Here is a 12,381-nt window from a genome sequence, read left to right as displayed (position 1 = left end):
CAGGCCAGGAGGCGCCCAAATGGGATCACCGGGCACCCGCTACGCTCGACACCATGAAGAAGAGCGTCCTGACCCGGTACCGGGTGATGGCCTACGTGACCGCCGTACTCCTGGTTCTGCTGACCCTGGGCGTGATCGGGAAGCGACTGCTCGACCTGAACGGGTTCGACGGCTTCGTCACAGCGGTCGGCATCGCGCACGGCTGGCTGTACGTGCTGTACCTGGTCTTCGCCTTCGACCTCGGCAACAAGGCGAAGATGCCGGTGGGACGCCTTCTGTGGGTGCTGCTCGCCGGGACGATCCCGACCGCGGCGTTCTTCGTCGAGCGCCGGGTGACCCGCGAGGTCGAACCGCTCGTCGTCGACAGCGCGCGGCCGGCGGCCGCCGCGGCCCGCCCCTGACCTCTGGACGCGGGCCCGCGGAGCCCCGCCGCGCCTCACTTGGTGATGTAGTGGCACTGCACGGCGCGCAGTTTCCCGTTCACGTAGAACTTCGCGCACGTCTTGCCGTACGTCGGCAGGGTCTGCGGCGGCACCTCGCGCAGCGGGTCACCCTTGCACTCCGGGTGTGTCGCCCCGCGCGAGGTCCGGTACGTCCTGTTGTCGGTGTCCGCGTAGCCGAAGTCGATCCGCCAGTTGCAGAACTGCGAGAAGGTGGACGCGAGGCCGATGCGGTCGACCCCCGCGAACTGTGACGTGATGCGCTTCCCCGAGCCCTTGATCGTATGGGTGAGGAAGCAACCCACCGGGACCCGCACGCCCGCCCCGCGCAGGTCGTAGTCGAACGTGCCCAGTGCCGTGCTGCCGGTGGCACTGGCGTGAGCCTGGCCCGGCGCCCCCACGGCCAGCACGGCCGCGGCCGAGAACGCGCTTCCGGCTGCCAGCAGCCCACGCACAAACATTCGTACACGCATGACGACGACTCCCCACTGGGAACGACTTCGGAGATCGGCAGCCCGACCGGCGACCGGTGTCCAGAATCCCAGCGGGGAGTGTGCGACTAAGCGTTTCTGCAGCTCAGAGGGGTCAGAATCCACCTCCAGGGGGTATCCCTGGTGATGCGCTGACCGACGTCACTCCTCCTCGAAGTCCCCCGCCGCCACCCGCAGGGGCCTGAGGATGGCGAAGATCTCTGCGCACTCCTCGGCGTCGTACGCGCCGAGGCCGAAGTCCATGGACATGAGGTCGCGGGTGGCCGATTCGACGACCTCGCGGCCCTTGTCGGTGATGCTGGCGAGGGTGCCGCGGCCGTCGTTGGGGTTGGGGCGCTTGTCGACCAGGCCGGAGCGGACCAGGCGGTCGACGGTGTTCGTCACGGACGTGGGATGCACCATGAGGCGTTCGCCGATCTTGGACATCGGCAGCTCCCCCGACTTGGAGAAGGTGAGCAGCACCAGCGCCTCGTAGCGCGCGAACGTCAGCCCGTAGGGCTTGACCACCGCGTCCACCTCGCCCAGCAGGATCTGGTGCGCGCGCATGATCGAGGTGATCGCGGCCATGGAGGGGACGCCGCCCCAGCGCTGCTTCCAGAGTTCGTCGGCGCGGGCGATGGGATCGAAGGAGAGGCTGAGGGGCTTCGGCACGGCACCAGACCTTACCGGCCGGTCATATGCCGGTCAGCCCCGTCTCGCCCTTCGATATCACCGTTGCCCGGCGCAGCGGTCACCGCCGCCCCGCCGCGTCATCCGGCGAGGTGGCGTTCCACCGTCTCGACCTTGGAGGTCAGGCCGTCCGTCACGCCCGGGCGGATGTCCGCCTTGAGGACCAGGGACACCCTCGGCGCCCGCGCCTCGACCGCCGCGACGGCCCGCCGGACGACGTCCATGACCTCGTCCCACTCGCCCTCGACGGACGTGAACATCGCGTCGGTGCGGTTCGGCAGCCCCGACTCGCGGACCACCCGGACCGCGTCGGCCACGTACTCCCCGACGTCCTCGCCGACGCCCAGCGGCGTCACGGAGAAGGCGACGATCATGCGTTCACGATCCCTTCCTGACGGGCGCGCGACGCGATGACCGCGTTCTCGGCCTCGCGCTTCAGCCTGCGCTCGGCGAAGAAGCCGCCGGTCGGCAGGACCGACAGGACGAAGTAGAGGGCGGCCGTGCCGAGGGGCCACTTGGCGCGGTTCCAGGCGTCCGCCCAGAAGAGGACGTACAGCACGAAGAGGATGCCGTGGATCGCGCCCATCACCGGCACCGCGTTGAAGTCCGTGGTCCGCTTCAGGACCGAGCAGACGAGCAGGAGCAGGAACGAGATCGCCTCGGGGCCCGAGACCAGGCGGAGGCGGCGGAGGGCGGTGGCGGTCTTGAGGTCCACGGGTCACCTTCGGTGGGAGAGGGGATGAAGGAGGGATCGGTCGCGAGCCGGCTGTGAACACGCTCACAGGTTTGTGAACACACTCACAAGCGCCCGTCCATTGTGGCAAACCCGCGGCACGTCCGGGTGAGGGGGTCGGCGTCCCCCCGTGGGGCCTGTCGCCGGGACCTTCTGACGGCTACGTTCTCATTTGTGGCGATGTTCCGACTCCAGGGCAGCAAGGTGCTCGCCGTCGACATGACCGGGGACGCCGTGAAGGCGAAGAACGGCTCGATGGTCGCGTACGACGGGCAGATGGCCTTCAAGAAGCTGAGCGGCGGCGGTGAGGGCGTCCGGGGCATGGTGACCCGGCGGCTCACCGGCGAGCAGATGACGGTGATGGAGGTGAGGGGGCAGGGGACCTGCTGGTTCGCGGACCGGGCCTCGGAGATCACCCTGGTGGAGCTCCGGGCCGACACGCTCTACGTCGAGTCGAGCAACTTCCTGGCGGCCGACGCCGGGCTGCGCACGGGCACCGGCTTCACCGGGACCCGCGGCGCCGCCCAGGGCAACGGGCTGTTCACCACGACGATCGAGGGCCACGGACAGGCGGCGATCATGTCGGACGGCCCCGCGGTGGTGCTGCGGGTCAGCGCGCAGTACCCGCTGACCGTCGACCCTGGGGCGTACGTCGCCCACCAGGGCAAGCTGCGGCAGTCCTTCCAGTCGGGTGTGACCTTCCGCACGCTGCTCGGCGAGGGCGGCGGCGAGGCCTTCCAGATCCGCTTCGAGGGCGACGGACTGGTGTACGTGCAGCCGAGCGAGCGCAACACGATCGCGGGGGACGTGTGACATGGCCTTCGAGGAAGTGAACTCCAAGATGGTCCGGGCCACCGTGACCCCCGGGCAGCGGCTGTTCTCCCAGCGCGGCGCGATGCTCGCGTACCAGGGGGACGTCTCCTTCACCCCGAACCTGACCGGCGGCCGGGGCGGCGTCATGTCGATGATCGGCCGCCGGGTGGCGAACGAGGACACCCCGCTGATGACCGTCGAGGGCAGCGGCACGGTGTTCTTCGGGCACGGCGGCCACCACGTGCAGGTCGTCCACCTCTCCGGCGACACCCTGTACGTCGAGGCCGACCGCCTCCTCGCCTTCGAGGGCACCCTGGAGCAGGGGACGGTGTTCCTGGGCTCACAGGGCGGGGTCATGGGCATGGTGCGCGGCCAGGTCAGCGGACAGGGGCTGTTCACCACCACCCTGCGAGGGCACGGCGCGGTGGCGGTGATGGCCCACGGGGGCGTCTTCGAGGTGCCCGTCACCCCGCACCGGGCGGTGCACGTCGACCCGCAGGCCTACGTCGCCCATCACGGCGACGTCCGCAACCGGCTGTCCACGGCGCTGGGCTGGCGGGACATGGTGGGACGCGGCTCCGGCGAGGCGTTCCAGCTGGAGCTGAGCGGCAGCGGCACGGTGTACGTCCAGGCGTCGGAGGAGAAGCTGTGAGCACCGTGCACCACGACCCGGCGACGCTGCCGGCCGACGACAACGTCAACGCGTACACCTTCTGCGTGGAGCTGACCGGGAGCCGCTGGTTCCTGCAGAAGGGGAAGATGATCGCCTACTACGGGACGATCGAGTTCAACGGGATCGGGCACGGGCGGCTGGACCGTCTGGTGCGGACTTCCTTCCATTCGCCTCTGCACGCGAGCGACTGGGTCGTGGCCGAGGGCTCGGGCAAGATGCTCCTCGCCGACCGGGCCTTCGACGTCAATTCGTACGACCTCGAGGACGGCAACCTGACCATTCGCTCGGGCAACCTGCTCGCTTTTCAGCCAAGTCTCGCGCTCAAGCAGTCGATCGTGCCGGGTTTTCTGACGCTGATCGGAACCGGAAAGTTCGTGGCCGCGTCAAACGGTCCGGTGGTGTTCATGGAGCCGCCGATCCGGGTCGACCCGCAGGCCCTGGTCGGCTGGGCCGACTGCCCCTCTCCGTGCCACCACTACGACCACGGGTACATGACCGGCCTGCTGGGCGGTCTACGTGCGATGACGGGCCTGGGCGGCGCCTCCGGGGAGGAGCACCAGTTCGAGTTCGCCGGGGCGGGGACGGTGCTGCTGCAGTCGAGCGAGGCGCTGCTCGCCGAGCAGGCCACGGGGGTCGCTCCCCAGCAGGCGGGGGTGCCCGGCGGCGGGGCGCAGGGCACGCCGGGAGGCCGCTCGGGGGTACCGGGGCTTCCCGGACAGCTGGGAGACCTCCAGCGCCGCTTCGGGCTGTGAGCGGTAACCTGCGGAGTGTGACTTCGAACGCGTGCGCACCCGTCTCACCGTCACACACCACCCCTTATTAGTTCGCCTTTCAACTTCTTAGGTAGACTTCATTCATGGAGACCGAGACGGCCACCCGCTGGCTGACCGATACGGAGCAGTGTGCTTGGCGCACCCACCTGGAGGTCAACAGGCTGTTGACGCACCAGCTCGAGAAGGACCTGCAGCCGTTCGGCCTGACAATGAACGACTACGAGATCCTGGTGAACCTCTCCGAGTCCGAGGACGAGCGGATGCGGATGAGCGACCTCGCCTCCGCCACCCTGCAGTCCAAGAGCCGCCTCTCCCACCAGATCACGCGCATGGAGAACGCGAACCTGGTCCGGCGGGAGAACTGCGAGTCCGACCGCCGCGGGCTCTACGCCGTCCTCACCGAGCACGGCCTGGAGACGATGCGGAAGGTCGCCCCGCACCACGTGGCGTCCGTGCGCAGGCACTTCATCGACCTGCTGTCCCCCGAGGCCCTGACGGAGCTCGACAAGGCACTCCGTCCCATCGCGGAGCACCTGCGCGGCCAGCGAGGACGTCCCTGACCCCGGACGCCCCCTGACCTAGGCGGCCGGCAGGCGGAGCTCGAACAGGGCGCCGCCCGCCGGTGCGTCGCGGACCGTGAGCGTGCCGCCGTGCCGCAGGGCGACGTCACGGGCGATGGCCAGCCCGAGCCCGGCGCCGCCGTCGTCGCGGCTGCGGGCGGCGTCGAGCCGTACGAACCGTTCGAAGATCCGCTCCCGGTCGGCCGCCGGCACGCCCTCACCGTCGTCGGCCACCGCGGCCACCGCCACGTCGCCCTCCCGGCGCACCGTCACCTCCACCGCCGAGCGGGCGTGCCGCTGCGCGTTGTCGAGGAGATTGGCCAGCACCCGCTCCAGCTGCCCCCGCGACCCGGCGACCGGCACGGCGCCCCCGGCCTTCACCGCCACCCCGGCCCGGCCCTCGGCCTGCGCACGCGCCAGCGCCGCCAGGTCGACCCGTGCGTCGGCGGGCCGCTCCCCCGCGTCCAGCCTGGCCAGCAGCAACAGGTCGGCGGCGAGCCGCTGCAGCCGCACGGTGTCCTCGACGGCGCCGTCCAGGTCGAGCAGTCCGGGATGGGCGGCGGCCACCTCCAGCTGGGTCCGCAGCGAGGCGATCGGGCTGCGCAGCTCGTGCGAGGCGTCGGCGACGAACCGCCGCTGCCGCTCCACCGAGCTCTCCAGCGCGGCCAGCGTCTCGTTGGTGGTGGAGGCGAGCCGGGCGACCTCGTCGTGGGTGCCCGGCACGGGTACGCGCCGGGCGAGGTCCTGGCTGGCGGTGATCGCGGCCATCTCCCGGCGGATGGCCTCCACCGGGCGCAGCGCGCGCCGGGTGACCAGCCAGGTCACGCCGGCCACGACCGTGAGCAGCACGGGGAAGCCGATCAGCATGACGGTCAGCGCGGTGTCGACGGCGCCGTGTTCGGCGGAGAGCGGGGCACCGGCGTAGACGGTGAGCCGTCCGTCGTCCCGGGTCTCGACGGAGACGGCGGCGAAGCGGTAGTCCTCCGTGTCGCCGTCGATCGTCGCCGACCCGTCGCCGACGGTGGCCCGTTCGCCGATCTCCCCCGGCTTGAGGGACTCGCCGGAGTCGTACTCCTCGCCCCGGTCGTCGTCGTCCCGGTCGTCGTCCCCGTCGCCGCCGCGCCGCTCCCCCGTGGCCGCGGGCAGCGGCTTCACCGCGTCGACGCCGGTGCCGCTGATCCGCTCCAGGTCCTCGCCGGCGGCGACCAGCCGGCCGTGCTCGTCGACGACCTGCACCGGCCGGTCGTCCACGTCCAGCGACAGCTCGCCGTACGGCGTCCCGACGGACAGCTCGGCGGCGACCTCCCGCGCGGAGCGTTCCGCCTGGGTGCCGGCCTCGCCGAGCAGGTTGGAGCGCAGGGACAGCAGGACGGCGGTGCCGGCCGCGACCAGGGCGACGGCCACGACGAGGGTGGCGGCGAGGGTGGCGCGGGCCCGGACGGACCCGAGGAGCCGGCTCACCGCCCCGCCTCCAGCCGGTAGCCCGCGCCGCGCACGGTCCGGATGAGCCCGGCGCGCAGCTTGCGCCGCAGCGCGCTGACGTACACCTCGACGATGTTGGGGTCGCCGTCGTAGGCGAAGTCCCAGACGTGCTCCAGGATCTCCGCCTTGGACACCACCTGCCCGGCCCGCACCACCAGCTCCTCCAGGACGGCGAACTCCTTCGCGGTGAGGGCCACTTCGCTCTCCCCGAGGAACACCCGGCGGGCGGCGGTGTCGACCTTCAGGTCCCCGTGGACGTGCACGGGCGAGGCCCCGCCGCCCTGGGCCCGCCGCCGCAGCAGCGCCTTCACGCGGGCGACGAGGACGACGTACGAGAACGGCTTGGTGAGGTAGTCGTCGGCGCCCGTGTCCAGGCCCTCGGCCTCGTCGTACTCGCCGTCCTTGGCGGTGAGCATGAGGATCGGCACGTCGTGCCCGGCGGCGCGCAGGGCGGCGCAGACCCGGTAGCCGTTGAGGCCGGGCAGCATGATGTCGAGGACGACGAGGTCGTACGAGCCCTCGGAGGCCCGGTGCAGTCCCTCCAGGCCGTCGTGGACGACGTCCACGGCGTAGCCCTCCGCGGTGAGGCCCTTGGCGAGCGACACGGCGAGGCGCTTCTCGTCCTCCACGATCAACAGGCGCATGCGTCAAGAGTGGCAAAGCCTAGCTGAAGATCCCTTCAGGCGGCTTCAGCCCGGCCTCAGCGTCGGTCCGCGACAGTGAAGTCACCGAAAACCGCTGGACTCTGGACGCCTCGGAGGAAACCGCATGAAGCGCAACATCGTGATCGCCGCCGTCACCGCCGCCGCACTGATCGGAGGCGGTACGGCGACGGCTCTGGCGACGACGGGGGACGACGACGGGGGCGCGACACCCCGCGCGGACGTGAGCACTTCGGACGTGAGCGTGTCGGACGACGGCGGCGTACGGGACGAGGCCGACGACCGTGACGACGACGCCGCCCGTGCCGCCTCCGCGAAGGTGACGGCGGCCGACGCCGTGGCCGCCGCGCTGGCGGACACGCCGGGCACCGCCGTCTCCGCCGAACTGGACGACGAGGACGACGACGAGGACGACGACGGCGACGACCGCCGGGAGCGCGCGGCCTGGGAGGTCGACATCCTCGCCGACGACGGCACCCGGCACAGCGTCCGGGTCGACCCGGCCGGCGGCAAGGTCCTCGGCTCGGAGCGGGACGACGACGAGGACGACACCGCCGAGGTCCGGGCGGCGCTGAAGGGCGCCTCCGTCGACGCCGCCGAGGCCGCGAAGGCGACGGCGGCGGCCGGGCACTCCACCGTGACCTCGGTCGAGCTGGACGAGGACGGCCACTACGGCGACGGCAAGCCCGCCTGGGAGGTCGAGACGCAGGCCTCCGGCAAGAGCGAGCGGGACTGGCGGGTCGACCCGAGGAGCGGCAAGGTCACGGCCGACCGCCCGCACGACGCGCACGGCTCCCCCTACTCGGACGACGACGCCGACGACGCCGGCAACCCGGACGACGGCGACGCCGACGACGACTGACCGGCACCTCCGGCGCGTCGGGCGGCCCCGAAACGGCGCCCCGGCACCAGTGCCACCGCCGCGGCGACCGCGCCGGACGCCGCGAAGCACACCGGCAGGGGCAGCCGTTCCACCAGCAGCCCCACGGCGGCGGCCCCGGCGGAACCTCCGGCGTTCACCGCGGTGTTGCACCAGGTGCCCGCCCGGACCCGGAAACCGGGCGCCGCGCTCTCGTCGGCGACCAGGTACGCCGTGGTCAGGGCCGGGGCCACGAACAGGCCCGCGCACATCACGGCCGGGAGCAGCGTGCCCAGGCCGGGCGCGAGGCCCGCGGCGGCGAGGCAGAGGCCGAGTCCGGCGGCGAAGTACGGGAGCCGGGCGCGAGTGGGCGAGCTCCAGGCGACGGCGCCGTTGACGAGACCGCCGAGCGCGCTGCCCACCGACAGCGCCGCGAGCACCCAGGCGGCGGCGCCGTCCCCGAGGCCGCGCTCCCCCGCGTAGGCGACGACGAGGAGATCGACGGCGCTCACCGAGACGCCGACGCCGGCCGCGACGAGGACGGGCTGCAACAGCGCCCGGGCCTGCCCGTCGGTACGGCCCTCGGGAGCGGGTCCGTCGTTCTTCTCCCGCCCCGCCGGACGCAGCGCGGCGGCCGCCGGCGAGGTGACGAAGGCGAGGGTGCCGACCGCCACCAGCACCGCGCTGAGCACGACGCCGACGGTCGGCGGGGCCACGGCGACGATGCCGCCGACCAGGAGCGGGCCGGAGACGAAGAGCAGTTCCTCGGCGACGCCGTCCAGGCCGTAGGCGCGCTGCAGCAGGGCCCGGTCGGGCAGCAGCTCCGCCCACACCGCGCGCATCGTGGGGCCGAGCGGGGGCGTGCAGGCGCCCGCGAACGCGGCGATCACCGCGAGGACGGCCTCGGACGTGCCGGGACGCCTGCAGGCCGCCGCCAGCGCGCAGAGCAGGGCGGCGTACAGCAGGGCCATGGGCAGCAGGGCCCGGCGCGCACCGTGCCGGTCCACGAGGGAGGCGCGGTAGGGCGACAGGAAGACGCCCGTGGCGCCGAAGAGCGCCATGACCAGCCCGGCCACGGCGTACGACCCGGTGGACCGGGTCAGGGAGAGCATCAGGGCGAGGGAGACCGTGCCGTACGACAGCCGCCCGACGAGGGCGGCCGCGAACGTACGGCGGGCATGGGGGACACGGAGCACGGCGGCATAGGAGGGCCGCGGAGAGCGCGTGGACACGCAGAAGGTCCTCACGGGAAGGCAACAAGGGGACGCCGATGCGCGCGACGGCCGGATCCGGCGGTCGCGTGCGGGGCGGGCCCTATGCCAAGAGGAGGAACATGCGCGTCACTTTAGCCCGTGGGGTCGCTCTCCGTGGGGAGTTTCGCCGGAGCCGTCGGCCCGACCCCCTCAGCCCTCCGTCAGCCCCGCCACCAATTCGTCCGCCGCCCGGTAGGGGTCCAGCTCCCCCGCGACGATCCGCTCCGCCAGCGCGCCCAGCCGCCGGTCCCCGTGCAGGTCGCCGATGCGTTCCCGCAGCGTGGTGACGGCGATCGTCTCGACCTCGCGCGCCGCCCGGGCCCGGCGACGCTCCGCCAGCACGTCCCGCTCCTCCATCCACGCCCGGTGCTTCTCCAGCGCCTCCACGACCTCGTCCACGCCTTCGGCACGCGCGGCGACCGTCTTGACGATCGGCGGGCGCCAGTCGCCGGCGGCGCGGGCCTCGCCGAGGCCCAGCATGTGGTTCAGCTCGCGGGCGGTCGCGTCGGCGCCGTCGCGGTCGGCCTTGTTGACGACGTAGACGTCGCCGATCTCCAGGATCCCGGCCTTGGCCGCCTGGATGCCGTCGCCCATGCCCGGCGCGAGGAGGACGACGGAGGTGTCGGCCTGCGAGGCGATCTCGACCTCGGACTGGCCGACGCCGACGGTCTCGACCAGGATCACGTCGCAGCCCGCGGCGTCGAGGACGCGGATGGCCTGCGGCGCGGCCCAGGCGAGGCCGCCGAGGTGGCCGCGGGTGGCCATGGAGCGGATGTAGACACCCGGGTCGGAGGCGTGGTCCGACATCCGCACCCGGTCACCGAGCAGGGCGCCGCCGGAGAAGGGGGACGACGGGTCGACGGCCAGGACGCCGACCCGCTTGCCCTGCTTGCGGTACGCCGTGACCAGCGCCGACGTCGAGGTCGACTTGCCGACGCCCGGCGAGCCGGTCAGGCCGACCACGTACGCGCCCCCGGTGAGCGGCGCGAGGGCCGCCATCACCTCCCTGAGCTGCGGGGACGCCCCCTCCACCAGGGAGATCAGCCGGGCCACGGCCCGCGGCCGGCCTTCCCTGGCCTGGGCGACCAGCGAGGAGACGTCCTGCATCACAGCTCCGTTCCGAGTAGCGCGTACATGAGGAGAAGGGGGCTCAGGCCTTGGGGACCCGGACGATCAGCGCGTCACCCTGACCGCCGCCGCCGCACAGCGCCGCCGCGCCGACGCCGCCGCCGCGCCGCTTGAGCTCGAGCGCCAGGTGCAGGACGAGCCGGGCACCGGACATGCCGATCGGGTGGCCGAGGGCGATGGCGCCGCCGTTGACGTTCACCTTTTCGGTGGACACGCCGAGGTCCTTCATGGACTGCACGGCGACGGCCGCGAACGCCTCGTTGATCTCGATCAGGTCGAGGTCGCCGACCTCCAGACCCTCCTTCTTCAGGGCGTGCTGGATGGCGTTGGACGGCTGCGACTGCAAAGAGTTGTCGGGGCCGGCCACATTGCCGTGGGCGCCGATCTCGGCGAGCCACTCCAGGCCCAGCTCCTGGGCCTTGGCCTTGCTCATGACGACCACGGCCGCCGCGCCGTCGGAGATCTGCGAGGAGGAGCCGGCGGTGATCGTGCCGTCCTTCGAGAAGGCCGGGCGGAGCTTGCCGAGGGACTCGGCGGTGGTGTCGCCGCGGATGCCCTCGTCCTTGCTGAACAGCACCGGGTCGCCCTTGCGCTGCGGGATCTCGACCGGGGTGATCTCGGCCTCGAAGACGCCGTTCTTCTGGGCCGCGGCGGCGCGCTGGTGGGACAGGGCGGCGATCTCGTCCTGCTCCGGACGGGCGATGCCGAGGCGGGTGTTGTGCTTCTCCGTCGACTCGCCCATGGCGATGTTCTCGAAGGAGTCGGTCAGCCCGTCGTGCGCCATGGCGTCGAGCATCTGGACCGCGCCGTACTTGTAGCCCTCGCGCGACTTGGGCAGCAGGTGCGGCGCGTTGGTCATGGACTCCTGGCCGCCGGCGACGACGATGTCGAATTCGCCGGCGCGAATCAGCTGGTCGGCAAGGGCGATGGCGTCGAGGCCGGAGAGGCACACCTTGTTGACGGTGAGCGCCGGGACGTTCATGGGGATGCCGGCCTTGACGGCGGCCTGACGGGCCGGGATCTGGCCGGCACCCGCCTGGAGCACCTGCCCCATGATCACGTACTGGACCTGGTCGCCGCCGATCCCCGCACGGTCGAGAGCGGCCTTGATCGCGAAGCCGCCGAGGTCGGCCCCGGAGAAGGACTTCAGCGAGCCGAGCAGCCGCCCCATCGGGGTGCGGGCACCCGCGACGATGACGGAGGTCGTGCCGTTCGTTGCAGAAGACATGAGCTGCGATCCCCTTTTCCGGCCCGCACAGGCCGAGGAGTGAACGAGGGTTTACTCGAATGTACTGAGCGGTATCCCGCCCGTCACCGTGCTGTCGGTGTGATCGCCCGCACGTTGCGCAACCACCTCCGGAGCGCTGCACTGATTCCATGCTGACGCGAATCGACCACATCGGAATCGCCTGCCACGACCTCGACACGACCGTCGAGTTCTACCGTGCCACCTACGGCTTCGAGGTGTTCCACACCGAGGTCAACGAGGAACAGGGCGTGCGAGAGGCCATGCTCAAGATCAACGATACGTCGGACGGCGGTGCCTCGTACCTCCAGCTGCTGGAGCCGACCCGGGAGGACTCGGCGGTCGGCAAGTGGCTCGCCAAGAACGGCGAGGGCGTCCACCACATCGCGTTCGGCACGGCGGACGTCGACGCGGACGCCGCGGACATCCGGGGCAAGGGCGTACGCGTCCTGTACGACGAGCCCCGCATCGGTTCGATGGGGTCGCGGATCACCTTCCTGCACCCCAAGGACTGCCATGGCGTCCTGACAGAACTGGTCACTTCGGCGGCCGTTGAGTCACCTGAGCACTGACTCCCGTACATATGGGCCGGTAGGGTT

General features: G+C 71.8%; 16 protein-coding genes. 7 read left to right on the top strand and 9 right to left on the bottom strand.

Translation table 11 applies throughout. The annotated features are described in order from the left end of the window. The first annotated feature begins 53 nt into the window (after nucleotides 1-53). Complete coding sequence (locus AB0E77_RS25970) at nucleotides 54-401, top strand: DUF3817 domain-containing protein (RefSeq protein WP_361574536.1); 348 nt, start codon at nucleotides 54-56, stop codon at nucleotides 399-401. A 35-nt stretch (nucleotides 402-436) separates the two neighbouring features. Here the strand turns inward: AB0E77_RS25970 and AB0E77_RS25965 are convergent, their stop codons facing one another. From AB0E77_RS25965 to AB0E77_RS25950, 4 genes are all read right to left on the bottom strand, one after another. Continuing rightward, nucleotides 437-913, bottom strand: a complete 477-nt coding sequence (locus tag AB0E77_RS25965; protein WP_361574533.1) for a hypothetical protein — start codon at nucleotides 911-913, stop codon at nucleotides 437-439. Between the two features lie 159 nt (nucleotides 914-1,072). After that, a complete protein-coding gene (locus tag AB0E77_RS25960) occupies nucleotides 1,073-1,582 on the bottom strand; it encodes a MarR family transcriptional regulator (protein WP_361574530.1) in 510 nt (169 codons plus the stop codon). 98 nt (nucleotides 1,583-1,680) lie between these two features. Beyond that, a complete protein-coding gene (locus AB0E77_RS25955; RefSeq protein ID WP_030187368.1) occupies nucleotides 1,681-1,974 on the bottom strand; it encodes an MTH1187 family thiamine-binding protein in 294 nt (97 codons plus the stop codon). Continuing rightward, a complete protein-coding gene (locus AB0E77_RS25950; RefSeq protein ID WP_361574527.1) occupies nucleotides 1,971-2,315 on the bottom strand; it encodes a DUF3817 domain-containing protein in 345 nt (114 codons plus the stop codon). Before AB0E77_RS25950 ends, AB0E77_RS25955 begins: the two co-directional genes overlap by 4 nt. 198 nt (nucleotides 2,316-2,513) lie before the next feature. Here AB0E77_RS25950 and AB0E77_RS25945 point away from each other — a divergent pair, with 198 nt between their 5' ends. The 4 genes from AB0E77_RS25945 (at nucleotide 2,514) to AB0E77_RS25930 (ending at nucleotide 5,152) form a co-directional block, all read left to right on the top strand. Further along, the gene (locus AB0E77_RS25945; RefSeq protein ID WP_361574622.1) at nucleotides 2,514-3,146 is read left to right on the top strand and encodes an AIM24 family protein; all 633 of its coding nucleotides are present in this window, start codon (nucleotides 2,514-2,516) and stop codon (nucleotides 3,144-3,146) included. A 1-nt stretch (nucleotide 3,147) separates the two neighbouring features. Continuing rightward, a complete protein-coding gene (locus AB0E77_RS25940; protein ID WP_361574524.1) occupies nucleotides 3,148-3,798 on the top strand; it encodes an AIM24 family protein in 651 nt (216 codons plus the stop codon). Continuing rightward, nucleotides 3,795-4,571, top strand: a complete 777-nt coding sequence (locus AB0E77_RS25935; RefSeq protein WP_361574521.1) for an AIM24 family protein — start codon at nucleotides 3,795-3,797, stop codon at nucleotides 4,569-4,571. The genes AB0E77_RS25940 and AB0E77_RS25935 overlap by 4 nt, the downstream gene beginning before the upstream one ends. Nucleotides 4,572-4,675: 104 nt before the next feature. Then, on the top strand, nucleotides 4,676-5,152 hold the full coding sequence (locus AB0E77_RS25930) for a MarR family transcriptional regulator (protein WP_361574518.1): 477 nt from the start codon (nucleotides 4,676-4,678) through the stop codon (nucleotides 5,150-5,152). Between the two features lie 18 nt (nucleotides 5,153-5,170). On the opposite strand, the gene AB0E77_RS25925 is transcribed toward AB0E77_RS25930, so the two are convergent. Both AB0E77_RS25925 and AB0E77_RS25920 read right to left on the bottom strand, forming a co-directional pair. Next, nucleotides 5,171-6,613: an ATP-binding protein gene (locus tag AB0E77_RS25925; protein ID WP_361574516.1), complete on the bottom strand. Its 1,443-nt coding sequence runs from the start codon at nucleotides 6,611-6,613 to the stop codon at nucleotides 5,171-5,173. Continuing rightward, on the bottom strand, nucleotides 6,610-7,278 hold the full coding sequence (locus tag AB0E77_RS25920; protein ID WP_361574513.1) for a response regulator transcription factor: 669 nt from the start codon (nucleotides 7,276-7,278) through the stop codon (nucleotides 6,610-6,612). Before AB0E77_RS25920 ends, AB0E77_RS25925 begins: the two co-directional genes overlap by 4 nt. Before the next feature lie 124 nt (nucleotides 7,279-7,402). Between AB0E77_RS25920 and AB0E77_RS25915 the strand changes: the two genes are divergently transcribed. Continuing rightward, entirely contained in the window at nucleotides 7,403-8,158 is a 756-nt protein-coding gene (locus AB0E77_RS25915) for a PepSY domain-containing protein (protein WP_361574510.1), read from the top strand. Here AB0E77_RS25915 and AB0E77_RS25910 read toward each other — a convergent pair. From AB0E77_RS25910 to AB0E77_RS25900, 3 genes are all read right to left on the bottom strand, one after another. Next, nucleotides 8,095-9,387: an MFS transporter gene (locus tag AB0E77_RS25910; protein WP_361574507.1), complete on the bottom strand. Its 1,293-nt coding sequence runs from the start codon at nucleotides 9,385-9,387 to the stop codon at nucleotides 8,095-8,097. The genes AB0E77_RS25915 and AB0E77_RS25910 overlap by 64 nt on opposite strands. A gap of 171 nt (nucleotides 9,388-9,558) precedes the next feature. Then, complete coding sequence (gene meaB / locus AB0E77_RS25905) at nucleotides 9,559-10,515, bottom strand: methylmalonyl Co-A mutase-associated GTPase MeaB (RefSeq protein ID WP_361574504.1); 957 nt, start codon at nucleotides 10,513-10,515, stop codon at nucleotides 9,559-9,561. Nucleotides 10,516-10,558: 43 nt separating this feature from the next. Continuing rightward, entirely contained in the window at nucleotides 10,559-11,764 is a 1,206-nt protein-coding gene (locus AB0E77_RS25900; protein ID WP_361574501.1) for an acetyl-CoA C-acetyltransferase, read from the bottom strand. A 149-nt stretch (nucleotides 11,765-11,913) separates the two neighbouring features. Between AB0E77_RS25900 and mce the strand changes: the two genes are divergently transcribed. After that, complete coding sequence (mce, locus tag AB0E77_RS25895; protein WP_361574498.1) at nucleotides 11,914-12,354, top strand: methylmalonyl-CoA epimerase; 441 nt, start codon at nucleotides 11,914-11,916, stop codon at nucleotides 12,352-12,354. Nucleotides 12,355-12,381 lie beyond the last annotated feature (27 nt).

The sequence above is a fragment of the Streptomyces sp. NPDC032940 genome, from assembly GCF_040636935.1.
Classification (GTDB): domain Bacteria; phylum Actinomycetota; class Actinomycetes; order Streptomycetales; family Streptomycetaceae; genus Streptomyces.
The sequence above is the reverse complement of the archived record's forward strand: the minus strand, read 5'-3'. Positions and strand labels throughout refer to the sequence as shown.